Origin of the sequence: Billgrantia lactosivorans (genome assembly GCF_003254665.1) — a bacterium.
Lineage (GTDB): Bacteria > Pseudomonadota > Gammaproteobacteria > Pseudomonadales > Halomonadaceae > Halomonas > Halomonas lactosivorans.
Genome location: NZ_QHGY01000005.1, coordinates 64,998 through 87,051 on the forward strand (window position 1 = coordinate 64,998; position 22,054 = coordinate 87,051).

At 67.1% G+C, this 22,054-nt stretch carries 21 protein-coding genes; 14 read left to right on the forward strand and 7 right to left on the reverse strand.

All coding sequences use genetic code 11. From position 1 onward, the window contains the following. Positions 1–99: 99 nt before the first annotated feature. Together DIS04_RS12400 and DIS04_RS12405 are read right to left on the reverse strand one after the other, a co-directional pair. Positions 100–1,113 (reverse strand): OmpA family protein, encoded by a 1,014-nt coding sequence (locus DIS04_RS12400; RefSeq protein WP_111414097.1) that lies wholly within the window; start codon positions 1,111–1,113, stop codon positions 100–102. Positions 1,114–1,243: 130 nt separating this feature from the next. Then, entirely contained in the window at positions 1,244–3,763 is a 2,520-nt protein-coding gene (locus tag DIS04_RS12405) for an EAL domain-containing protein (protein WP_111414098.1), read from the reverse strand. Positions 3,764–4,107: 344 nt separating this feature from the next. On the opposite strand from DIS04_RS12405, the gene DIS04_RS12410 reads away from it, so the two are divergent. Beyond that, positions 4,108–4,473, forward strand: coding sequence for a flagellar protein FlaG (locus tag DIS04_RS12410; RefSeq protein WP_111414099.1), 366 nt, complete (start codon positions 4,108–4,110; stop codon positions 4,471–4,473). Positions 4,474–4,557: 84 nt separating this feature from the next. Here the strand turns inward: DIS04_RS12410 and fliE are convergent, their stop codons facing one another. Next, entirely contained in the window at positions 4,558–4,887 is a 330-nt protein-coding gene (gene fliE, locus DIS04_RS12415) for a flagellar hook-basal body complex protein FliE (protein WP_111414100.1), read from the reverse strand. 290 nt (positions 4,888–5,177) lie between these two features. Between fliE and fliF the strand changes: the two genes are divergently transcribed. From fliF to fliR, 13 genes are all read left to right on the forward strand, one after another. Next, positions 5,178–6,917 carry a flagellar basal-body MS-ring/collar protein FliF gene (gene fliF / locus DIS04_RS12420; RefSeq protein ID WP_111414101.1) on the forward strand — a complete coding sequence of 580 codons (1,740 nt, stop codon included), beginning with the start codon at positions 5,178–5,180 and terminating at the stop codon, positions 6,915–6,917. Beyond that, positions 6,910–7,914 carry a flagellar motor switch protein FliG gene (gene fliG / locus DIS04_RS12425; protein WP_111414102.1) on the forward strand — a complete coding sequence of 335 codons (1,005 nt, stop codon included), beginning with the start codon at positions 6,910–6,912 and terminating at the stop codon, positions 7,912–7,914. Before fliF ends, fliG begins: the two co-directional genes overlap by 8 nt. Then, positions 7,907–8,653 (forward strand): flagellar assembly protein FliH, encoded by a 747-nt coding sequence (locus DIS04_RS12430; protein WP_111414103.1) that lies wholly within the window; start codon positions 7,907–7,909, stop codon positions 8,651–8,653. The genes fliG and DIS04_RS12430 overlap by 8 nt, the downstream gene beginning before the upstream one ends. Positions 8,654–8,668: 15 nt before the next feature. Continuing rightward, a complete protein-coding gene (fliI, locus tag DIS04_RS12435; RefSeq protein ID WP_111414104.1) occupies positions 8,669–10,069 on the forward strand; it encodes a flagellar protein export ATPase FliI in 1,401 nt (466 codons plus the stop codon). Further along, entirely contained in the window at positions 10,066–10,521 is a 456-nt protein-coding gene (gene fliJ, locus DIS04_RS12440) for a flagellar export protein FliJ (RefSeq protein ID WP_111414105.1), read from the forward strand. Before fliI ends, fliJ begins: the two co-directional genes overlap by 4 nt. 19 nt (positions 10,522–10,540) lie before the next feature. Next, the gene (locus DIS04_RS12445; RefSeq protein ID WP_111414106.1) at positions 10,541–11,809 is read left to right on the forward strand and encodes a flagellar hook-length control protein FliK; all 1,269 of its coding nucleotides are present in this window, start codon (positions 10,541–10,543) and stop codon (positions 11,807–11,809) included. Positions 11,810–11,934: 125 nt separating this feature from the next. Beyond that, on the forward strand, positions 11,935–12,411 hold the full coding sequence (fliL, locus tag DIS04_RS12450; protein WP_111414107.1) for a flagellar basal body-associated protein FliL: 477 nt from the start codon (positions 11,935–11,937) through the stop codon (positions 12,409–12,411). A gap of 17 nt (positions 12,412–12,428) precedes the next feature. After that, positions 12,429–13,475 carry a flagellar motor switch protein FliM gene (gene fliM / locus DIS04_RS12455; protein WP_111414108.1) on the forward strand — a complete coding sequence of 349 codons (1,047 nt, stop codon included), beginning with the start codon at positions 12,429–12,431 and terminating at the stop codon, positions 13,473–13,475. Beyond that, positions 13,468–14,040, forward strand: coding sequence for a flagellar motor switch protein FliN (fliN, locus tag DIS04_RS12460; protein WP_111414109.1), 573 nt, complete (start codon positions 13,468–13,470; stop codon positions 14,038–14,040). Before fliM ends, fliN begins: the two co-directional genes overlap by 8 nt. Next, positions 14,037–14,474, forward strand: a complete 438-nt coding sequence (gene fliO, locus DIS04_RS12465; protein ID WP_111414110.1) for a flagellar biosynthetic protein FliO — start codon at positions 14,037–14,039, stop codon at positions 14,472–14,474. Before fliN ends, fliO begins: the two co-directional genes overlap by 4 nt. Further along, positions 14,471–15,223 carry a flagellar type III secretion system pore protein FliP gene (gene fliP, locus DIS04_RS12470; RefSeq protein WP_245904559.1) on the forward strand — a complete coding sequence of 251 codons (753 nt, stop codon included), beginning with the start codon at positions 14,471–14,473 and terminating at the stop codon, positions 15,221–15,223. The genes fliO and fliP overlap by 4 nt, the downstream gene beginning before the upstream one ends. A gap of 59 nt (positions 15,224–15,282) precedes the next feature. Then, positions 15,283–15,552, forward strand: a complete 270-nt coding sequence (fliQ, locus tag DIS04_RS12475) for a flagellar biosynthesis protein FliQ (protein WP_111414111.1) — start codon at positions 15,283–15,285, stop codon at positions 15,550–15,552. A gap of 7 nt (positions 15,553–15,559) precedes the next feature. Continuing rightward, positions 15,560–16,351 carry a flagellar biosynthetic protein FliR gene (fliR, locus tag DIS04_RS12480; RefSeq protein WP_111414112.1) on the forward strand — a complete coding sequence of 264 codons (792 nt, stop codon included), beginning with the start codon at positions 15,560–15,562 and terminating at the stop codon, positions 16,349–16,351. Positions 16,352–16,494: 143 nt separating this feature from the next. Here fliR and flgL read toward each other — a convergent pair whose 3' ends face one another. From flgL to DIS04_RS12500, 4 genes are all read right to left on the reverse strand, one after another. Further along, positions 16,495–17,790 (reverse strand): flagellar hook-associated protein FlgL, encoded by a 1,296-nt coding sequence (gene flgL / locus DIS04_RS12485; protein WP_111414113.1) that lies wholly within the window; start codon positions 17,788–17,790, stop codon positions 16,495–16,497. Between the two features lie 20 nt (positions 17,791–17,810). Beyond that, complete coding sequence (flgK, locus tag DIS04_RS12490) at positions 17,811–19,712, reverse strand: flagellar hook-associated protein FlgK (RefSeq protein ID WP_111414114.1); 1,902 nt, start codon at positions 19,710–19,712, stop codon at positions 17,811–17,813. Positions 19,713–19,773: 61 nt separating this feature from the next. Next, positions 19,774–20,904: a flagellar assembly peptidoglycan hydrolase FlgJ gene (flgJ, locus tag DIS04_RS12495; RefSeq protein ID WP_111414115.1), complete on the reverse strand. Its 1,131-nt coding sequence runs from the start codon at positions 20,902–20,904 to the stop codon at positions 19,774–19,776. After that, a complete protein-coding gene (locus tag DIS04_RS12500) occupies positions 20,904–22,001 on the reverse strand; it encodes a flagellar basal body P-ring protein FlgI (RefSeq protein ID WP_179951272.1) in 1,098 nt (365 codons plus the stop codon). Before DIS04_RS12500 ends, flgJ begins: the two co-directional genes overlap by 1 nt. Positions 22,002–22,054 lie beyond the last annotated feature (53 nt).

Consider the following 22,054-nt stretch of genomic DNA (forward strand, 5'->3'; position numbering starts at 1 on the left):
GGCCCTGGACAAAACTTTAGCCTGTCAGCGAAAGAAAATGGAGAAAGCGTTATCGCCTGACAGCCAAGGGCAGGCGCTGGCGAGATCGGCTGACCGTTCTCAACGCGCATGGATGATCACCTCCACGCGGCGATTCTGCGCACGCCCCTCGGCGCTGTCGTTGCTCGCCAGGGGGCGGGTGTCGGCCAGGCCCACCGCCCGCAGGCGCTGCGAATCGACCCCGGCCCGCTCCAGGGCGTGGACGATGGCGATCGCCCGGGCGCTGGAAAGCACCCAGTTGGAGGGAAATTCGTCGGTCTGAATCGAGCGGCTGTCGGTGTGCCCCTCCACGGCGACCTCGCCGTCGTGGCGCTGGATCACCTCCATCAGTCGCTGGACGAGCGCCTCGCCGCCGTCGGTCAATTCGGCCGTCGCAGTGGGAAACAGCAGGCGATCCTCCACGCGCAGCTTGATGCCTTCGGCCACCCGCGAGACCTCGACGCCCTCCAAATCAGCCAGGTAGGGGGCATCGTCCAGGCGCGCATTCAGCGTTTCCTGCAGCGCCTCCGTCGCGGCGATCGCTTGCGGGTCGAGTTCGCGGGCGCCATTCGGGGGGCGGTCGGTCAGTATCAGCGCGAAGTCGCCCCGTGCATGGGGCAGCGTGCCGTTGGCGGCCAGCATCGGCTGCGGCAGCGCCGGCAACACGGGCGGTGGCGGTTCGCGCTGCGCCAGCAGGGCCAACGGCGCGGGCGGTGGCGTGAAAGCCAGCCGCTCAACCGGCGCCGGCTCGCTGCGCCGCGGCCGGCCGGCCACGCCCAGGGCCGCCGAAATGGCGACCTGGCTCAGCCGCCCGGGGGCCGGACGCGGCAGAGCCGGCGCAGGCAGTGCCTGGGCCATTTCGCTGGGCAGCGGTATGGCAAAGGGTACGTGGGTGGCGAGCGCCGCCTCGTCGTCGGCGTCACCGAAGTTCGACAGCGTGAAGATCAGCACCATCAGCGCCACCAGCAGGGTCATGATGTCCAGGTAGCCGATCATCCAGGTGCTGTCCTGGTCGGGATCGTGATGGGTCGGCATCAGCGATTCGTGGCGCGAAGGGCCACGATGGTCGCCACTGCTGGCATGCAGGGAGCTCATCGAAACGGCGGCGGTTTCCGGAACTGGTGTGAAGGCGGCAGAACGTGGCCTAGCCTAACGGGTCGTGGCGGCAGGTGAAGCCGAGAAAAGCGCCCCTCGAAGGCGCCTGCTCATGGCCAGGCGGGAGGGATCAGGCGTCCTGCGGCGTGACCTCGCTCGGCACCAGGTAGCGGCTGGTGAAGAGTTCGGCCGGCACCGGCTGGCCGGTAAGGTAGCCCTGGATCAGCTCGATGCCGTGCCGCCCCAGGGTGTCGCGCTGCGCCTCGGTCTCGATGCCGACGGCGGCCAGGCGCAGGTCCAGCTCTCGGGCCAGCCCCGCCACCGCGGCGACGATGGCCGCGCTGCCGCGCTGCCCGCTGTCCAGGCGCTGTACGAAGCGCCGGTCGATCTTGATCATGCTGATCGGCAGTTCCTGCAGGTACCCGAACGAGGCATAGCCGGTGCCGAAATCGTTGATCGCGACGTCGCCGCCGAGGCGGCGCAGCCGCTTCAGCACGACGGCCGCCTGGTGGGGCTTTTCCAGCAGGGTACGCTCGGCGATCTCGAACCCCACCAGGCCCGGCGGCAGCTTGTGTGCATTGAGCTTGGTGGCGACGCGCACCGGCAGATCGTGCTGCCAGAACTGGCGTGCCGAGAGGTTGATGCTGACCGGCACCGGCGCGGCGCCCGAGGCACTCCAGGCGGCCAGCTGCGTGCAGATCTGCTCGAGAATGTAGTCGTCGAGCTCGGGCAGCAGCCCCGCGCGCTCGGCCAGGGTCACGACGCTGTCCGGCGGCACGTTGCCCAGCAGCGGGTGGTGCCAGCGCAGCAGCGCCTCGGCGCTGTGCAGCTTGCCGCCGTCACGCTCGAACACGGGCTGGTAGTGCAGCTGCAGGCCCTCGCCGCTGGCGAAGGCTTCACGCAGTGCGGTTTCCAGCGCGCGCTGGCGGTCGTCCTGCAGGTTCATCTCATTGCGGTAGAGGCGGTAGCCGTTGCGCCCCTCCTGCTTGGCGCGATACATGGCGACATCGGCACTGTGTATCAGCGCCTCCGCCGTCGCGGCATCGTCGGGGTAGAGGCTGATGCCGAGGCTGCAGCCGAGGCGAAATTCCTGGCCCTCGATCACGCAGGGCTCGCGAACGGCCGCCACCAGGCGCCGGGCCACCCGGGTCACCTCCTCTACCTCCTCCAGGTCGGGAAGCAGTACGAGGAACTCGTCGCCGCCCAGGCGGGCGAGGGTGTCGTCCTCGCGCAGGCGCAGCTGCAGCCGCTCGGCCATCATCACCAGCAATTCGTCACCAAAGGCGTGGCCCAGCGTATCGTTGACCTCCTTGAAGTGGTCGAGGTCGACGAAGAGCACCGCCAGCCGGCTCTGGTTGCGGTGGGCGTGGCGTATCGCCAGCTCCAGGCGGTCCTCCAGCAGGCGCCGGTTGGGCAGCCCGGTGAGGGCATCGTAGTAGGCCAGCTTGCGAATGCGCTCTTCGTTGTCGCGCAGGTGGGTGATGTCGCTGAACAGTGCGGCGTAGTGGGTCGCCGTGCCGCTGTCGTCGGTGATCGCCGTGATCGTCAGCAGCTCCAGGTAGAGCTCGCCGCTCTTGCGCCGGTTCCAGATCTCGCCGCGCCAGTAACCGCTGCGCTGCAGGGTGTCCCACATCTGGCGATAGAAGGCGGCTTCATGACGACCCGACGAGAGAATCGCGGGAGTCTTGCCGATCACCTCTTCGGCGCTGTAGCCGGTCATGTGGCTGAAGGCGCGATTGACGAATTCGATGCGGTTGCTGGCGTCGGTGATGATGATCCCTTCCAGTGAGGAGTCGATCACCCGCTCGGCGAGCTGGCGGTTCTCCCGTGACTGGGCGAGCGCGCGGTCGCGCTGCTCGAGAGCATTGCGCAGGTCCTGCATGTAGAGGTGCTCGGCGCCGGCCAGCATGTCGCGGAAGCCCAGCAGCCCCACCACCTCCTCGGCCTCGTCCAGCACTGCCAGGTGGCGCACGCGGTGATCCATCAGCAGGTCACGTGCGGCGATCAGGGTATCCTCCTGGTGCACCGTCAGCAGCGGACGACTGGCCAGCGAATCGATGGGCGTGTTGCCCGGGTGGCGCGCCACGAACCGCACCAGGTCGCGCTCGGTCAGGATGCCCAGTTCGCCATCCTCGCACTTGACCACCACGGCGTCGCACTCGGAGAGGCGCATCGAGCGCGCCGCCTGGGCCAGGCGCTGCTCGCCCTCCAGCACCAGCGCTCGCTGGCGCATCGCCGCCTTGACCTCACGCAAGCGCAGGTAGGGTTCGAGCCCCTGGTTCAGGGCCACGTCGGTCTGCGAGAGGATACCGAGCGGCTCCCCGTCGTCGTCCACCACGAGGAAATGCCGGCGTCGCTCGGCGTTGAAGCGCAGCGCGGCTTCGCTGACCGGCGTGGCGCGGTGCAGGCTCGCCACCGGCTGGCTCATGACCCGGGAGATCGGCTGACGGACGGCGTCGGGGTCGGCGAAGTTGACCGCCAGCGCATCGTGCTCCGTCCAGATGCCCAGCGCGCGCCCCGCCTTGACCACGATGATCGAGCTGCACTGGCGGGCCGCCATGCGCTCGGCGGCCATCCACAGCGGGGTATCGGGTTCGCAGGTCAGAAGCCCGGACTGCATGATGCGTTCGACTGGTAGCTCTTGGCTCATGGCGCCTCGCTGGCTGGATAATGCCGTTGGGCTCATCGACGTATCGAAGCCAACAGCACTCTGCTCGCGTCCCTGCCCTGCTCGGAATCCCTGCTTCCTGCAATGGAAACATGCGGAATGTTTCCAATCGTTACTGCATTTTATCCACTTGGCCTGAGTTTGCATCAACGCTGGTGAAAAAAGACCAACGCTGCGCTTTATCGACAAGCAAAAAAAGCCGCGCCGGGCGCTAAAGTTGTCGCCGCAGCGGCCGATAGAGAGTACGGGAGAGGCTGTCTGGCTGACGGCCTTGGGGAGGAGGCTGAGCGCCAGCTTCAGCAAGAGTACAACAAGGAAAACACGACATGTCTTCGCCATTGACCGATGCCACCAACGCCTTGAGCACCTCGGCACTGCACGAGCTGACGCCGCGTCAGCGCAAGGAAACGGTGCTCGCTTCACTGCCTTCGGCCGGCTCCATGCTGGCCCAGGCCGCAAGCCATGGGGAGTCACCCAGCCCGGCCGACCTGGTGGAGCCGATCCAGCGCATCAACGAGGTGCTTCGCCAGTACGGCGTGGAGTTCGAGCTCAACGACACATCGCGGGTCATCACCCGCATCGTGGACCGTGAGACCGGCGACGTGCTGCGACAAATCCCCGCAGAGGAAGTGCTGGCCATCGCCGAACGGCTGGAGGAATTTCAGGGTCGGCTGATCAATCTACAGGCCTGAAGCCGACAGCCCACAGCGAACTGGCCCATATCGAACTGGCCCACAACGAACTGGAAAGTCGGCTAGCGCAGTCACTTTCCAGCCTCAGACCTGCATGTTCATGACGTCCTTGTAGGCCGTCACCAGGCGGTTGCGCACCTGCAGCCCCATCTGGAACGCCACGCTGGCCTTCTGCATGTCGACCATGACGTCGTTGAGCTCGACACTGGGGTCGCCGGCCTGGAACGCCATGGTCTTGGCGGCGGACGCCTGCTGCAGCCGGTTGATGCGCTGTATCGACGCCTGCAGCTCGCCGGCGAAACCGCCCTGGCCAACCTGGGTGGAGACCTGCTGCCCCTTGCCTGCCTGGCCGGCGGCCTGGGTCGCCAGGGTCTGCATCTGTGCCAGCGCCGACTGGATGGCCGGTGAACTCATGAGCCGCGCCCCTCTGATCCGTGACATGTAACTTGCCTGCCAGGCGCCGTCGAAACGGGCCCCTGGCGAATGTAGAGCAAGGCTAACAGCTTACGTAGCGTAACCAAACCGCCAAATGGCAGGTAAAAAACGGGCTTTTCCCGCCTTTGGACTGGATGGCGGCTCGCATAATAGCGTTCATCACAGTTGCGCCCCTCGGGGCAGCCAGAACGCGGTGAACGGATGCAGTCGATGCCACCTCCCAGCAACACCTACCTAGCAGCCGGCGGCGCTCTCCTTCGGGGGAACGCATGAGCAACGGCGCCACGACGCAACAGCGTCAGGACTCCCCCGGCAGCGGCGCTTCCGCTGCACTGCTGGAACGGTTGCAGCAGCAGCTTCGCGGGAACCCGCTGATCGCCGTGCTGATCGGTGGCGCCGCCATGGTCGCCATCGTCGTGGCCCTGCTGATGTGGGCGCGCGAGCCGGAGTACCGCGTGCTCTACAGCAACCTTACCGAGGCCGACGGCGGGCGCATCATCGGTGAGCTGGAGAGCCGCGGCGTGCCCTATCGCTTCAACGAGGGCGGCACCGCCCTGCTGGTGCCGGGCGATGCCGTGCATGGCCTGCGCCTGCAGCTGGCCGAGCAGGGCCTGCCGCGCGGCGGCAACGTCGGCTTCGAACTGATGGACGGCCAGGCCTTCGGCGTCAGCCAGTTCGCCGAACAGGTCAACTTCCAGCGCGGTCTCGAGGGCGAACTGTCGCGCTCCATCGAATCCCTGGGGCCGGTGGAGCGCGCCCGGGTGCACCTGGCGATGACCCGCGACTCGGTGTTCGTGCGCGACCGCGAGCCCGCCAAGGCCTCGGTCATCGTGACCCTCGAGCCGGGCCGGGTCATCGGCGACGGCCAGGTCAACGCCATCATCCACATGGTATCGAGCAGCGTGGCGGACCTGGCCGCCGAGAACGTCACCGTGGTCGACCAGAACGGTCGCATGCTGTCGATGCCGAACAGCCAGGGGCGCGGCCTCGACGCGACACAGCTCGACTACGTCGCCGAGGTCGAGCGCTCGTTCCAGCAGCGCATCGAGAACATCCTGTCGCCGATTCTCGGCCGTGACCGCATCAGCGCCCAGGTGGCCGCCCAGATCGACTTCTCGCGCCGCGAGGAGACCAGCGAACGCTTCGGCCCCAACCAGCCGCCCAACGAAGCCGCCGTGCGCAGCCGCCAGTCCAGCCTCAACTACAACGGCGGCGACGGCGTGGCGCTGGGCATTCCCGGCGCGCTGAGCAACACGCCGCCGGGAGTGGCGCCCTCGCCCATCGAGCTGCCCACCGACGAAGAGGGCGAGCTTACCGAAGAGGCCGAGCAGAGCCTGCAGGCGCTGAACAACCTGAGCCAGGACGACGTCATCAACTACGAAGTCGACCGCAACATCCAGCACATCCAGCACCGCCAGGGCCAGGTGACTCGCCTGACGGCCGCGGTGGTGGTGGACTATCGCGAGGAGCGCGACGAGAACGGCGAATGGCACAGCGTGGCGCTCAGCGAGGCCGAGATCGCCCAGATCGAGCGCCTGGTGCGCCAGGCCATCGGCTTCTCCCAGGCCCGCGGCGACGAGATCGAAGTGGTCAACAGCCCGTTCAGCCGCGTCGTCGAGGAGGGCGAGGAGCTCGAGTGGTGGCAGTCGCCCGAGATCCATGCACTGGCGCTGACCATCGGCCGCTACCTGCTGGTGGCACTGGGCATCCTGCTCGGCTACCTGCTGATCCTGCGCCCGCTGATCAAGCGTCATACCGAGCGGCCCGTGCTGGCCACCGCCCCGGGCACCGGCCTGCAGGTTCGCGTGGGTGACGATGCCGAAGCCAGCGAAGGCGAGCTGGAGGCGGCGGGCGAAGGCGATGACGACTTGCGCCCGTACCAGAAGCCGAAGCGCAAGCGCCGCTCGTCGGCCTACGAAGACCATCTGGCCGAGCTGCGTGAGCTCGCCCAGGAAGACCCCCGCATGATCGCCATGATCGTTCGCAGCTGGATGAACAAGCATGAGTAGCGCCAAGACCATGAGCGGCGTACGCCGCAGCGCCATCCTGATGCTGGCCCTCGACGAGGACAGCGCCGCCGAGGTGTTCAAGTACCTCGGTCCCAAGGAGATCCAGCAGCTCAGCATGGAGATGGCCGAGATGGACCAGGTCTCCCACGAGGACATGCAGCAGGTGATGCTGGAGTTCCACCGTGAGACCGAGGAATTCATCGCCCTGAACCTCAACTCCAGCGATCACATCCGCTCGGTGCTGACCAAGGCGCTGGGCAGCGAGCGCGCCACCAGCCTGATCGAGGACATTCTCGAGAGCCAGGGCAGCAGCAGCGGCATCGACTCGCTCAACCTGATGGAAGCCTCGATGGTGGCCGAACTGATCCGCGACGAGCACCCGCAGATCATCGCCACCATCCTGGTCCACCTGGAGCGCCACCAGGCGGCCGACGTGCTGGAACTCTTCGACGACAAGCTGCGCAACGACGTGGTGCTGCGTATCGCCACCTTCAGCGGCGTGCAGCCGGCGGCACTGCAGGAGCTCACCGAAGTGCTCTCGGGCATGCTCGACGGCCAGAACCTCAAGCGCAGCAAGATGGGCGGCGTGAGAACCGCCGCCGAGATCCTCAACCTGATGAACTCCTCCCTGGAGGAGACCGCCATCGAGACGGTGCGCGCCCACAGCGAGGACCTGGCGCAGAAGATCATCGACGAGATGTTCCTGTTCGAGAACCTCATGGACCTGGACGACCGCAGCATCCAGCTGGTGCTCAAGGAGATCGACACCAACTCGCTGGTGGTGGCGCTCAAGGGCGCCCCCGAGGGGCTCATGGAGAAGTTCCTGCGCAACATGTCGCGGCGCGCCGCCGACCTCCTGCGCGAGGACATGGAAGCCCGCGGGCCGATCCGGATCTCCCAGGTGGAAGCCGAGCAGAAGGCGATCCTCCAGGTGGTGCGCCGGCTGGCGGATTCCGGCGAGATCGTGCTGAGCGGCGGAGACGACACCTATGTCTGAGCGGGCGCCCTCCTCGTCACAGCGCCATGCGCCCTGGCAGCGCTGGCAGATGGGCCAGCTGCACGACGAGAGCTTGCTCGAGCGCCCCGCCCAGGAGCTCGACCCCGCCGAGCAGGCCAGGCGCCGCGAAGCCTTCCAGCGTCAGGCCGAGCTGAAGGCCCTGCGCGAGAAGGTCATGCAGGAAGCGCGCGAGGAAGGCTACCGGGCCGGCTTCGAGACGGGGCGCAGCGAAGGCCATGCCCAGGGCTTGAAGGAGGGGCGCGAGGAGGCCGAGCGCGAGCTCGAGCAGCGCACGCGGGAGCTCGTCACGCCGCTGAAGCCGCTGGCCGAGCAGTTCGCCGACGCCCTGGCGAAGCTCGACGAAGAGATCGCCACGGACCTGGTGGAGCTGGCCCTCGCGACGGGCCACCAGCTGGCCGGCGAAGCGCTCAAGGCACGCCCGCGCCAGGTGCTGGAGCTGGTCAAGGCGCTGCTGCACACCGAGCCGCCGCTGGTCGGCCAGCAGCGCCTGTGGCTGCACCCCCAGGACCACAAGCTGGTGGAGGAGCACCTGGGGAGCGAACTGGCGGCCGCCGGCTGGAAACTGCAGCCCGATGCCCAGCTGACTCGCGGCGGATGCCGGGTGACGAGCGCCAACGGCGAGCTGGACGCCACCTGGGAGAGCCGCTGGCAGGCGGTGAAGGCACAGGTACGCCGGCGGCACACGACGACACCCGCCGATGGCGGCAATCAAGAATAGCAGCGAGACGCAACCATGAGCGAAGCGGCGGTATCCCCCTCCAATGCGCACCGGACACGCTGGCAGCAAGCGCTGCGGCACGTCCGTGAGCGCGTGGAGACGGTACCCGGCTACCGTACCAGCGGGCGGGTCCTGCGCGCCACCGGCATGGTGATCGAGGCCGTCGGCCTGCGCGTGGCGCTCGGCAATGCCTGCCGCATCGAACTGCTCTCGCCCGGCGGCAACGAGGCGCCGCAGTTTGCCGAAGCCGAAGTGGTCGGCTTCGCCGGCGAGCGCCTGTTCCTGATGCCACTCACCGAGATCACCGGGCTGATGCCCGGCGCCAGGGTCTTTCCGCTCGGTGATGGCCCGGATCATGCCGCGCGCCGCTTCCCTCTCGGCGAGTCGCTGCTGGGGCGTGTCGTCGACGGCAACGGCGAGCCGCTCGACGGCCTCGGCCCGCTCGACGACGCCCCGCGCGCACCGCTCAGCACGCCGCCGCTCAATCCGCTCAAGCGGGCACCGATCGACGAGCAGATCGACGTCGGCATCCGGGCCATCAACGCCCTGCTCAGCGTCGGGCGCGGCCAGCGCATGGGCCTGTTCGCCGGCTCCGGCGTGGGCAAGTCGGTGCTGCTCGGCATGATGGCCCGCTATACCGGGGCCGACGTCATTGTGGTGGGGCTGATCGGCGAGCGTGGCCGCGAGGTGCAGGACTTCATCGACAACATCCTCGGCGCGGAGGGACGCCGCCGCGCGGTGGTGGTCGCGGCGCCGGCCGACACCTCGCCGCTGCAGCGCCTGCAGGGTGCCGCCTATGCCACGCGCCTGGCGGAGGGTTTTCGCGACCAGGGCAAGAACGTCCTGCTGATCATGGATTCGCTGACCCGCTACGCCATGGCCCAGCGCGAGATCGCCCTCGCCATCGGCGAACCGCCGGCCACCAAGGGCTATCCGCCCTCGGTCTTCGCCAAGCTGCCCAGCCTGGTGGAGCGGGCCGGCAACGCCGAGCGTGGCCGCGGCTCGATCACCGCCTTCTACACCGTGTTGACCGAGGGCGATGACCAGCAGGATCCGATCGCCGATTCGGCGCGGGCCATCCTCGACGGCCATATCGTCCTCTCCCGGACCCTGGCCGAAGCCGGCCACTACCCGGCCATCGACATCGAGGCGTCGATCAGCCGCGTGATGACCCACATCATCGATGGCCAGCAGCTGGCGATGACCCAGGCGTTCAAGCGGCTCTTCTCGCGCTACCAGCGTAACCGCGACCTGATCAGCGTGGGCGCCTACAGCCCGGGTCACGATCCCCAGCTGGACGAGGCCGTCCAGCGCTACCCGCAGCTGGAGCACTTCCTCCAGCAGGGAATGCACGAGAACGCCTCGATCGAGGCGTCCCGACAGGTTCTTGCTGAGACCCTAGGAGTCAGGCAATGAGTGCACCGTCACAACTCGCGATGTTGAGTGAGATGGCGCGCGATGCGCGCGATCAGGCCGGCCAGCTGCTGGCCGGCGAGCGCCAGAGCGAGCGCCAGGTGGCATCCCAGCTGGAGTCGCTCAACCGCTACCGGCTCGAGTATGCCGAGCGCCTGCAGCAGGCCATGCGGGAAGGCATCGATCCGGCCAGCATGCACAACTACCAGCAGTTCCTGGCTTCGCTGGATACCGCCCTGCAGCGCGCCCGGCAGGCACTCGATGCCCAGCAGCAGCGCGTCCAGCAGAGACAGCAGCAGTGGCAGCACGAACAGAAGCGGCTCTCGGCCTTCGATACCCTGGTCTCGCGTCGCGATGTCGAGCGGCAGCGTCAGGAGGAGCGCCGCGAACAGCGTACCAGCGACGAGATGGCCGCCGGGCGACTACTGCGCCAGCGTGCCGGTGACGCCCTTTGATCCGGCAAAGGAGACAAGCATGAACATCCAGATGATCCTCTCCACCCTGCCGACGCCGCTCTCCGGCAAGCCGCAGGCCGGGGCCGGCGAGGGCCACTTCGCCCTGGCCCTGAGCCAGGCGGGCCAGGACGCCCGGGGCGATGGCGCCGCGCTGCCCATCTCCCTCGATGCCCTGCCGGGCCAGGGCCTGCCGCAGACCATGGCGGCACAGCAGGCACTGCTTCAGGCACTGAATGCCAACGCCGGCAAGCCACTCGACGGCGAGGCCGAGCCGACCCTGCCCGACGCCGAGCTGAGCGAGATCATGGCGCGGCTGGCACTGATCGAGGGCACCCCCCAGGCGCCGGTCGCGATCGACGCCCAACCGTTGCCCGAGCAGCAGGTGGCTCTCGCCGTTGACGAGCTTCCCGCGGAACTCGCCGAATCGCCCCAGGCCGCCCCCCTGGCGGCGCTCGCCGCCGAGCCCCTGCGCCCGGCTAGCACCACGCCGCTGGTGAGCGTGCCGTCTGACAGCGGCGCGCAGACCGCCATGCCGGCCGTGCCCGGCCCGGCGGTATCCACGCCGGCGGTTTCCGGCGATTCGCTGAGGGCGCAGCTGGCCGCGGCGACGGCCCAGCAGGCCGATGGCGACGCCGAGGCGCCGACACGTGCCGTCGAGTTCTCGAATACCCTCACCAAGGCGTCGGCGCTGCAGGCCGCTGCCGGCGAGCCGCGGGCGATGGTCGCCGAGGCATCGCGAGGCGGCTTCGTGCCGGAATCCGCGCCGCTGGCCCAGCCCTCCACCACCCCGACAGCCCCGACCGCTGCGGCACCGCAGCCCCTGCCTGCCGCTCACGCCAGCCTTGCCGCTCCGGTCCAGAGCCCGGCCTGGCCCAACCAGCTGGGGCAGCAACTGGTGCAGTTCGCCCGCAAGGGCGGCGAACAGCAGGTCGAGTTGCGCCTGAACCCGGCCGAGCTGGGGCCGCTCTCGGTGACCCTGAAGATGACCGAACAGGGCGCCCAGGCGCAGTTCCTGTCCGCTCACGCCCAGGTGCGCCAGGTGCTGGAGCAGGCCATTCCGCAGCTTCGCGAGGCGCTGGCCGAGCAGGGCATCAGCCTCGGCGAGACCTCGGTAGGCGAGCAGCGCCGGCAGGATGGCCAGGCATTCGCCGGGGATGACGGCCGCGGCGGACAGGGCGCGCCGGCCCAGGGCGAGGACGACCTGGCCCTGGCGGGGATCGACGGGCCGGGCGCAGCCCAGGCCGCCGCCACGCTTTCGCTGGATGGCCGCGTGAACCTCTACGCTTGAGGCGATCTGCGCTTGAGACAAAAAGCCAAGATAGCCCCTTTCGCGCGGCTTGTTCCTGTCATCAGCGGCCGCGCGCCTTCGGCATACTCTTTCAACGGCTAGACCAACATAGGTAATGCAAGGCAATGGCGAAATCGAAGGGTGGCTCCCCCAAGCTGCTGTGGCTGATGATCCTGCTGGTGCTGCTCTCCACGGCAGCGGCCGGAGTGGCCATCTACATGGTGATGAGCGACCGCAGCGACGCAGAGGATGACAACCTCCAGGCCCAGCAGGTGGAACGCCAGGCCCCGATCTTCGTCAAGATCGACCCCTTCACGGTCAACCTGGCCGACGACGATTACGGCTCGCGCCTGCTCTACACCGGCATTTCGCTGAAGGTCGGCAACGACGAGACACGCGAGATCCTGGACGAGCACATGCCGCAGGTGCGCAGCCGCCTGCTGATGCTGTTCTCCGGCAAGCAGGCGAGCGAGCTGACCACGCCGAATGGCAAGCGCCACCTGAGCGAGGAAGTCATCACCGTGCTCACGGAGCCGCTGACCGAGCCCCAGCCGTCCCTGGAGATCAAGGACGTGCTGTTCACCGAGTTCATCGTGCAATAACGGGTGCCCTGGCCACCATGTCCCAAGACGATCTGCTGTCACAGGATGAGATCGACGCCCTGCTCAAGGGCGTCAGCGGCGACGACGAGCCCGATGCGCGCAGCGACGTCGACTCCCGCGTCCGTCCCTATGACCCGGCGACCCAGCACCGCGTGATTCGCGAGCGCCTGCAGGCGCTGGATATCATCAACGAGCGCTTTGCGCGGCATTTCCGCATGGGGCTGTTCAACCTGCTGCGCCGCAGCGCCGATATCACCGTCGACTCGGTACGCTACCTGAGCTACAGCGAGTTCTCGCGCAACGTGCCGGTGCCGACCAACATCAACATCATCGGCATGAAGCCGCTGCGCGGCTCGGCACTGATCGTGTTCCCGCCCAACCTGGTGTTCATGGTGGTCGACAACCTGTTCGGCGGCGACGGGCGCTTCCTGACCAAGTCGGAGGGGCGCGAGTTCACCAACACCGAGCAGCGCATCATCCAGCGCCTGCTGCAGCTGGCCATCGACGCCTACGAGGAGTCGTGGAAGTCGGTTTATCCGCTGCAGATCAGCTACCTGCGCTCGGAGATGCAGTCGAAGTTCGCCAACATCACCAACTCGCCCAACGAGATCGTGGTGAACACGAACTTCAACATCGAGGTCGGCAACCTCTCCAGCAGCTTCCAGATCTGCATTCCCTACCTGATGGTCGAGCCCCTGCGCGACCTGCTGGCCAACCCGCTCAGCGACGGCCACCACGATCAGGACGGCTCGTGGTCCAAGCGCATGGCGGGAGAGCTGCGTCGCTCCGAAGTGGAGCTGATCGCCAACTTTGCCGATATCCCCACCCGCATCGCCCATGTCATGGCGCTCAAGGTGGGCGACGTCCTCCCTCTCGAGCTACCCGAGACGGTCACCGCCAGCGTCGACGGCGTGCCGGTGATGGAGTGCGACTACGGTAGCCAGCACGAGCAACGCGCGCTGCGTGTCATCCGCATCATCGATCATGGTGCACAGAACCCGGTGTCGAAGGACGCCTTCATCAAGGGCGCAGCGCCTCAAGCCAAGGATTACAAGCATGACTGATCCCAAGAAACCCGATCAGAACGTTTCCGACGACGACTGGGCGTCCGCCATGTCCGAGCAGCAGGACAACGAACCCGCGGCCGAGGACGACCCCTGGGCCGAGGCCATGGCCGAGCAGCAGGCGGCCGAGTCGTCAGCCGGCGCCGACGACGACCCCTGGGCGGAAGCCCTGGCCGAGCAGGAAGCGGCCGAGGCCGCGGCGGATGACGCCCCGGCGATGGCCAGCGCGCCCGCCTCCGCGCCCCAGTCCGCCGGCGACCGTGTGTTCCGCCCGCTCGACAAGGGCAAGGAAGGCGGCACCGCCCGCGACCTCGACATGATCATGGACATCCCGGTCAAGCTGACCGTGGAGCTGGGCCGTACCAAGCTGACCATCAAGCAATTGCTCGAGCTGGCCCAGGGCTCCGTCGTCGAACTCGACGGCCTGGCCGGCGAGCCGATGGACATCCTGATCAACGGCTACCTGATCGCCCAGGGCGAGGTCGTGGTGGTCGACGACAAGTACGGCATCCGCATCACCGAGATCATCACCCCTTCCGAGCGGGTACAGAAACTCAACCGATGAGCAGCACCGCTTCCTCCGAGTCCGCCTCGGGGCTCGACTCCCTCGCCGTCGGCGGCGATGCCCTGGTGGGCATGGCCACCCTCGGCAAGACCGCCGCGGCCCTGGCGCTGGTCATCGCCATCATCCTCGTCTGCACGGCGCTGCTGCGTCGCTGGAACCCGCAGAAGCGCGCCGCCGGCGGCCACCTGCGGGTCATCGGCAGCGCCGCCCTGGGCAGCCGCGAGCGGGTGGTGATCGTCGAGGTCGAAGGCACCTGGCTGGTGCTCGGCGTCGGCGGCGGCCAGGTCAGCAAGCTGCACGAACTGGAGGCTCCGGCTCGGCCGGACGGGGAGGCCTCACGGCCGCCCGTCGAGGGCGAGCGCTTCGCCGCTCGCTTCGCCCGCGCACTCAAGCACAATGCCGGCCTGGGCGGCCGCGGGCGGGGAGATTCATGATCGGCTCGCCGCGCCTGCTCGCCCTGCTCGTCGCCCTGGTTCTCGCCCTGCTGCCGCTTGGCGCCCTTGCCCAGCAGCTCCCCGGTATCGTCAGCCAGCCGCTGGAGGACGGCGGCCAGCAGTGGTCGATCCAGCTGCAAACCCTGCTGCTGCTGAGCTCGCTGGCCTTCCTGCCGGCGGCGCTGCTGATGATGACCAGCTTCACCCGCATCATCATCGTGCTGAGCCTGCTGCGCACCGCCATCGGCACCCAGGCCACGCCGCCCAACCAGGTACTGCTGGGGCTCGCCCTGTTCCTGACCTTCTTCATCATGTCGCCGGTGATCGGCATGGTCTACGAGACCGCCTGGGTACCGCTGAGCGCCGAGGAGATCTCATTTCAAGAGTTCCTGCAACTGGCCCAGCAGCCGTTTCGCGAATTCATGCTGGCCCAGACCCGCGAACCGGACCTGGCGCTCTTCGCCAGGCTGGGCGAGGTCGGCCCGATGCAGGGCCCCGAGGACGTGCCGCTGCGCATCCTGGTGCCCTCCTTCGTCACCAGCGAACTGAAGACGGCGTTCCAGATCGGTTTCACCATCTTCATTCCCTTCCTGATCATCGACCTGGTGGTGGCCAGTACGCTGATGTCGCTGGGCATGATGATGGTGCCGCCGGCAACGATCTCGCTGCCGTTCAAGCTGATGCTGTTCGTGCTGGTGGATGGCTGGCAGCTGATCGTCGGCTCGCTGGCGGAAAGCTTCTTCATCTAGGCCGGTCATTCATCCCGGCCTACGAAACAAGACCGAGCCCTGCTCGGCGAGGAGTCGCTATGACACCGGAAATGGTCATGAGCATTGCCTACCAGGGCATGCGGGTGACGCTGTTCCTGGCCGGCCCGCTGCTGATCACCGCGCTGTTGACCGGCCTGATCGTGAGCCTGTTCCAGGCCGCGACCCAGATCAACGAGATGACGCTCTCCTTCATTCCCAAGATCCTGGGGGTCTTCACCGTGCTGGTGCTGGCCGGCCCCTGGCTGATCGGCCTGATCGTCGACTTCACGCGCAATCTCTTCACCAGCATTCCCAGCATGCTGATGTGAGGCCCGCATGGTCGAGGTGACCTTTGACCAGCTGCACGGCTGGCTGGTACTTCTGCTGTGGCCCTTCGTGCGGATCCTGGCCTTCTTCTCGGCTGCGCCGCTGTGGGGCCACTCCAGCGTGCCGCGACAGGCCAAGGTCGGGCTGGCCTTCCTGGTCGCGGTGGTCATCGCGCCGGTGCTTCCCCCCATGCCCGACGTGCCGATCATGTCGTGGGCGGGGTTGGGCCTGATGGTGGAACAGATGCTGATCGGCATCGCCATAGGCCTGGTCATGCATGTCGTCTTCGCCGTGGTGCAGGCCGCGGGCGAGTTCATCGGCCTGCAGATGGGCCTCGCCTTCGCCACCTTCTTCGATGCCGGCAGCGGTACCAACAGCATGATCCTGTCGCGGGTGTTCTTCATGATCGCCCTGCTGATGTTCCTCGCCCTGGGCGGCCACCTGATGGTGTTGGAAGCGCTGGTCACGAGCTTCCACGGCCTGCCGGTCGGCATCGGCGCCTTCAACCCCGCCGCCTTCGAGATGCTGGTGCGCTACGGCGGCACCATCTTCGTGGCGGGCATGTCGCTGGCCCTTCCGCTGGTCGGTTCGCTGCTGATCATCAACCTGGCCATGGGTATCCTCAACCGCTCCGCGCCCCAGCTCACGGTGTTCAACATCGGCTTCCCCATGACCCTTACCATCGGCCTGGTGCTGCTGATGGTGCTGATGACCGACATGTCGCGCTTCCTGCAGGGGCTGTTCAGCCACGGCATCCAGTTCCTCTACTCGCTCATCGAGGCGTTGGCACCGCTCTCCTGACCCAGCGACCTGCCCGTCCCTGCAACGAAAAAAACCGCCCCGGCAAGCCGGAGCGGCGAAAAGAGATCGTGCTTGACTAGACGCACGATCTGCAGGGAACCAAAGTCATGCGGGATCGAGCTCTGGCATCCCTGCCAAAGTGCTTAAAGGAAGTTGAACAGCGACAGGCCCTTGACGTCGACGAAGGCCTTCTGTGCCGCCTGCAGCCCGACCTGGCGCAGGCTGTACTCGGAAATGGCCTCGTTGTAGTCGAGGTCGACCAGGTCCGAAAGCGTCTGCTCGTAGTTCGTCATGCGGTTGCTGCTGACGGCATCGACCACATCGAGCTCGTTGAGCCTGGCGCCCATGGAAGCGCGCACGGTCAGTACGTTGTCGAGGTTGTTGTCGAGTTCGCGCATCACCGTATTGATGGTGTTGCGGAAATGGGCGCGATTCTCGTCCGTGCCCTCCTGATCCAGCTCCAGCAGATCGATGGCATCCTTCAGCGACTTAAAGACGTCCTGGTTGGCGCTCTCATGGTTTGCCGGGCGCAGCTGCAGCTGGTCACCGTCCACGGGGGTGCCTTCCAGCGTGATACTGACGCCACCGAAGCTGACCGTCTTGCCGGACTGATAGGCTTCGTCGGTAATGATGGCTGTGCGGGTGCCGTCCTCTTCTATGGCACTGACGGAGAAGACCGGATCGCCATCCCCATCGGTGCCGAACTCCAGCTCGAACGGCTTGCCGAAATGCGCGTCTTCCGGATCCACACGACTCGGGCCGCTGGTGAAGGCAACGGAGCCTTCATTGCGTACATAGCCCTGCTGGGTGCCGATGCTGATGTCGCCTGCCGACGCTTGTTCCGCCCGCGCTACATAGCCCGCCCCGGAAGGTACGCCCTGGAAGATGGTCTTGCCATTGTCGGCCACCTGCATCAGCCGCGAGGCGTCGATCCGCTGCTCGCGCGTACTGTCGTCGCCGACATACTCCACACCCGAGGCCCCTTCCCCGCTGGTTCTGGCAAAGGGGGGGGAATCATCCTGGTAGCCGCCGAACAGGTAACGCCCGTTGCCATCGGTGGCATTGGCCTGGCCGATCAAGGTCTCGTAGATGCCACGCAGCTCGGAGGCCACCGACTGGCGGTCGACATCGCTCAGCGTGTCGCTCGATGCCTGTACCAGCAGGGTCTTGGCGCTGGTGATGGCATCGCCGGCACTGTTGAGCACGCTCTCGGCCTGGGCCAGCGAGTTGCGCGCCGACACCCGCGCATCGGCGAACTGCTGTGTCACCGCCTTGGCCTGGGAGACCCCCACCGCCCGCGACGATGCCTGCGGGTCGTCGGAGGGGTTCACCACCCGGCGGCCACTGGCAATCTGCTGACCGACCTTGAGGAAGTCACCCTGCTGCCGGTTCATGGACGACACGCTCTGGTCGAACATGGTCACGGTGCTGATACGCATCGTTCTGGACTCCCTGAAGATCAGTTACGCAAGCCGAGGATGGTGTCGAATACCGTGGAAGCGGTATCGATGACCCGGGCGTTGGCCGTGTAGTACTGCTGGTAGCGAATCAGGTTGGCGGCCTCTTCATCGAGGTTGACGCCCGACTCGGACTGCTGCACCGCCTTGAGCTGGTCGGTGAGCCCCTGGCGGGCATCGAGGTTGACCTTGACGATATTGGTCTGGTTACCGACGTCGCTGACCATGCCGGCATAGGCCTGGCTCAACGACGCCCGTCCGGCCACCAGGGACTCGCTCTGCAGGTTCTGCAGGGCCAGGGCGTTGCGGTTGTCGCCGGTACCGGTGCTCGCGATGCCGAACTCGAGGCTGGCTGTCTCGCCAGTTTCGGGCAGCGCGGTCACCTCGAAAGAGATGCCATCCACCTCGAGCCTATCCCCCGCTACCACCACCTCCGTGGCGGGATCGAAGGGCTCTCCATTACGGGTCACCGGGGAACCTCCCGGGCTCACGGCCAGTCTGCCGTCGTCTTCCAGCTCGAGGCTGTAGGCGGTACCGCCTGTCAGCGCACCGTCCTGTGCACTGACTTTGTCGATTGCCATATCGCCATCGGAGTGTACGAAGCTCCCCGCCGCGATCTTGTCCAGATCACCGACCTGCGACTCGAAGTTCGCCGCGGCGCGGCGCACCGGCTGCACTTCGAAGCGATCGCCGCTGGCGGGCGGTTCACTGAACTCGAGCTTGATACCACCGAAACTCAGCACCTCGTTTTCCCAGCTGACCTCGGCGGCGGGCACGGCCTGGCCATTGTCCTTGCGCGTGACCTGAGGCTCGCCAGCGCTATCGAAGCGCACCGTGTAATCGGTCGCGCGCAGCTTGCCGATGTTCGCCTCATCGAAGCTCGCCTCGACGACTTCCGCATCGCTGCTGTTGCGCGGCGAGGAATAGGCCTGCGGCTGGCCGATGGAGAAGAAATCGGCACCCTGTTCGCCGTCGAGATCCTGTCCCAGGCGATGCTGCTCGTTGAAGCCCACGGTCATCGACACGGCCAGCTGACCGATCTGGTTCTGCGTCTTGTCCAGGGTTTCGGAACGGAAAGTCATCAGGCCACCGAGGGTGCCGCCCTGGATGGAGTCCTCCGGCAGCGCCACCAGGGAGCCGCCGGAATCACGGTAGCCCAGCACGGTACGCTGGGGATCGCCGGGGGCGTCCATCGCTTCCAGGCGATAGTGGTTGGTGCCGGACACCAGCGGCTGGCCGTTGGGCAGGCTGATGTTGTAGCTCTTGCCGTCCTGGATCTCCAGGCGCAGGTCCATGCGCTCACTCAACTCGCCCACCAGCTGGTCACGCTGGTTGAGCAGGCTGTTGGGGGCCTCGCCGCTACGCGCGCGGGCCAGGGCGATCTCGCGGTTGAGGGTGGCGAGCTGCTCGGTGGCGTTGTTGATCTGGGTGACTTCATCCTCGACCTGGCCGTTGATGCCCTCCTGCATGTCCTGCAGGTAGCCGTCGAAGGCACGGAACTGGGCGGTCAGGGTGTCGGCGGTGCCGAGCACGCCCTGACGAGCGGCGGGATCGGAAGGTGCGCCGGCCAGGTCCTCGAGCGAGGAGAAGAAATTCTGCATCAGCGGCGCCAGGCCCGCTTCGCGGTCGGCAAGCAGGTTGTCGATCTGGCTGATCTGGTTCTCGTAGGTCTCCAGCGCACTGGAGGAGCTGGTCGCGGCGTTGAGCTGCGAGGCGACGTACTTGTCGAACTGGCGCTGGATGTCGTTGACCTGCACGCCGGCATCGGCACGGCTCTGCCCCAGGATCGTCAGCTCCCGGTTGTAGCCGGGGGTGTAGACGTTACTGATATTGTTGCTGGTGGTGTTCAGCGCGTTCTGGGCGGCATTCAGGCCGCTCAGGCCGACGGAAAAAATGGTGCTCATGGTGTCGTTTCCTTTCGCCAATGCCCGTTATATCGGCCTGATTCAGAGGATCTTTAGTGGCTCAATAACTAAAAAAGACCAGCGAATCGCCCCGCGTCTCCACCGGCCCCATGCTGTTCATGACCGCGATCAGCTTGTCCGCATAGGCGGGGTCAGTGGCATAGCCTCCCGCCTGCAGGGCGCGTGCGGCCTGCTCGGCGCTGCCGGCAGTCGTCACTTCCGCATAGCGGGGATTGTTGCCGATCAGCCGCGCATAATCGGTGAAGGCCTCCTCGAAGGAGTCGTAGGCGCGGAAGGTGTCGACCACGCGCGTGCGCCGCCCGTCGATGTACTCATGGGTGGTGACGTCGGTGGTACGCCCCTGCCAGTTACGCCCTGCCTTGATGCCGAACAGGTTGTAGCTGTTGCCACCGTCGGCCGTGGCGATCTCGTGGCGGCCCCAGCCGGTCTCCAGCGCCGCCTGGGCCAGGATCAGCTCGGCCGGAACGCCGGTCTTGCGGCTGGCCGCCTGGGCAGGTGCCGAGAGGCGCTCCATGAAGCGCTGGGCATGCTCTCCTGCCTGGCCAGCCGGGGCGGTGCGAGGCGACTCGCCGCCCGCCGGGGCGGGGGTGCCTGGCGGGGCCGCGCCGGGGTTCGGCGCCGGCAGCGTGGCATCGACCGCACTCATGAAGCCGCCCCGCACCGCCTCGAGCTCCTCGAGGAAGGTGGCCGGCGCGCTGGCCGCTTCGCCATTCCGCGACGCCTCCTGGCCTGCCGCCGCATCCCGCTCGGCCTGCTCAGCGCTTTCCGGCTGCAGGGCATCCTGCAATACCCGTGGCTGGCCGCGGGGAATGCCGGCAATCAGTTCCTTCAGTTCGCGGTCGGCCACGCCGGAGCGGGAGGACGAGGCGCCCATCTGGCTTTCGAGCTGGGCGACGAGATGTTCGGCCAGGCCGATGCCTCGTCCGGACATGGTCTGCGCCCACTGCTGGTCGAGCATCGACTGGTAGAACTCGCCCTGCTGGCTGTCGAGCAGGCCGCCGGAGGGGATGGTGTCGCGCATGCTCTTGAGCATCATCTGCAGGAACAGCGCCTCGAACTGCTGGGCGGCGCCGCGCAGGCCGGCAGCGCTGTCCTGCCGTGCGGTGTGCTTGAGGCGTTCGAGCCCCTGTACATCGAGGGCGAACTGGCTGGTGGCGTCCTGGATGCTCATCAGAGGATCTCCAGGTCGGCGCGCAGCGAGCCGGAAGCCTTGAGGGCCTCGAGAATCGCCATCAGGTCGGAGGGCGTGGCGCCGAGGGCGTTGAGCGCATTGACCACGTCGACCAGGTCCGCCCCTTCGACCACGCGCAGGTAGGCGTCCTGTTCCTGCACCTCGATTTCGGTGTCGGGCACCACCACCGTCTCTCCCTCACCGAAGGGGGCCGGCTGGCTGACCATGAAGCGTGGATCGATCACGATGGAGAGGTTGCCATGGGCCACCGCGGCGCGATGCAGCTTGACCGCACTGTTCATGACCACCGAGCCCGTGCGGGCGTTGAACACCACCTTGGCCGCGGCCTCCGTGGGCGTGACCTGGATATTCTCCACCTGAGCCATGAAGTTGACCCGGGAGTTGGCGTTCATCGGCCCGTCGAGGGCGATGACGCGACCGTTCATTGCCGCCGCCACCGGGCGGCCGAACTCGTCGTTGATGGCATTGACCACGCGCTGCACGGTGCCGAAATCCGACTCCTTCAGCTCCAGTTCGAGCAAGCCCGAATTGGCGCCAAGGTCGAGAGGCACTTCCCGTTCCACCATGGCACCGCCGGCAATGCGCCCGCCCGCCAGCTGGTTGACCTGTACCGAGGCGCCGCCCGCTTCCGCTCCGGCCCCGCCGACCAGCAGGTTGCCCTGGGCGATGGCGTAGGTATCGCCGTCGGCTCCCTTCAGCGGCGTCATCAGCAGGGTGCCGCCGCGCAGGCTGCGCGCATTGCCGATCGAGGAGACGTTGACGTCCAGCCGCTGGCCGGGGCGCGAGAACGGCGGCAGGTCGGCCGTGACCATCACCGCGGCCACGTTGCGCAGCTGCATGTTGGTGCCGGGCGGCACGGTGATACCGAGCTGCGACAGCATGTTGGTCAGGCTCTGCCCGGTGAACGGGGCCTGCATGGTCTGGTCGCCGGTACCGTCGAGCCCGACCACCAGGCCGTAGCCCACCAGTTGGTTGTCGCGCACGCCGGCAAAGCTGGCGATTTCCCGGATCCGCTCGGCCTGTGCCGGCAGCGCCAGCAGGAGGAGGCAGGCCAGCAGCAGGAGTTGCGCCGCCATCGAAGCGAAACGGTTTGGCTTGGACATCGTGAGAGTCGTCATGGTCGCCCCGC

Bases quoted from the DNA above. Each gene is read 5' to 3' on its own strand.
- flgL (WP_111414113.1), bottom strand. From the start codon at position 17,790: ATGCGTATCAGCACCGTGACCATGTTCGACCAGAGCGTGTCGTCCATG.
- fliL (WP_111414107.1), top strand. From the start codon at position 11,935: ATGGCGAAATCGAAGGGTGGCTCCCCCAAGCTGCTGTGGCTGATGATC.
- flgJ (WP_111414115.1), bottom strand. From the start codon at position 20,904: ATGAGCATCCAGGACGCCACCAGCCAGTTCGCCCTCGATGTACAGGGG.
- fliM (WP_111414108.1), top strand. From the start codon at position 12,429: ATGTCCCAAGACGATCTGCTGTCACAGGATGAGATCGACGCCCTGCTC.
- DIS04_RS12405 (WP_111414098.1), bottom strand. From the start codon at position 3,763: ATGAGCCAAGAGCTACCAGTCGAACGCATCATGCAGTCCGGGCTTCTG.
- flgK (WP_111414114.1), bottom strand. From the start codon at position 19,712: ATGAGCACCATTTTTTCCGTCGGCCTGAGCGGCCTGAATGCCGCCCAG.
- fliE (WP_111414100.1), bottom strand. From the start codon at position 4,887: ATGAGTTCACCGGCCATCCAGTCGGCGCTGGCACAGATGCAGACCCTG.
- fliF (WP_111414101.1), top strand. From the start codon at position 5,178: ATGAGCAACGGCGCCACGACGCAACAGCGTCAGGACTCCCCCGGCAGC.
- fliP (WP_245904559.1), top strand. From the start codon at position 14,471: ATGATCGGCTCGCCGCGCCTGCTCGCCCTGCTCGTCGCCCTGGTTCTC.
- DIS04_RS12430 (WP_111414103.1), top strand. From the start codon at position 7,907: ATGTCTGAGCGGGCGCCCTCCTCGTCACAGCGCCATGCGCCCTGGCAG.
- DIS04_RS12400 (WP_111414097.1), bottom strand. From the start codon at position 1,113: ATGAGCTCCCTGCATGCCAGCAGTGGCGACCATCGTGGCCCTTCGCGC.
- DIS04_RS12500 (WP_179951272.1), bottom strand. From the start codon at position 22,001: ATGGCGGCGCAACTCCTGCTGCTGGCCTGCCTCCTCCTGCTGGCGCTG.
- fliG (WP_111414102.1), top strand. From the start codon at position 6,910: ATGAGTAGCGCCAAGACCATGAGCGGCGTACGCCGCAGCGCCATCCTG.
- fliO (WP_111414110.1), top strand. From the start codon at position 14,037: ATGAGCAGCACCGCTTCCTCCGAGTCCGCCTCGGGGCTCGACTCCCTC.
- fliJ (WP_111414105.1), top strand. From the start codon at position 10,066: ATGAGTGCACCGTCACAACTCGCGATGTTGAGTGAGATGGCGCGCGAT.
- fliN (WP_111414109.1), top strand. From the start codon at position 13,468: ATGACTGATCCCAAGAAACCCGATCAGAACGTTTCCGACGACGACTGG.
- DIS04_RS12410 (WP_111414099.1), top strand. From the start codon at position 4,108: ATGTCTTCGCCATTGACCGATGCCACCAACGCCTTGAGCACCTCGGCA.
- DIS04_RS12445 (WP_111414106.1), top strand. From the start codon at position 10,541: ATGAACATCCAGATGATCCTCTCCACCCTGCCGACGCCGCTCTCCGGC.
- fliR (WP_111414112.1), top strand. From the start codon at position 15,560: ATGGTCGAGGTGACCTTTGACCAGCTGCACGGCTGGCTGGTACTTCTG.
- fliQ (WP_111414111.1), top strand. From the start codon at position 15,283: ATGACACCGGAAATGGTCATGAGCATTGCCTACCAGGGCATGCGGGTG.
- fliI (WP_111414104.1), top strand. From the start codon at position 8,669: ATGAGCGAAGCGGCGGTATCCCCCTCCAATGCGCACCGGACACGCTGG.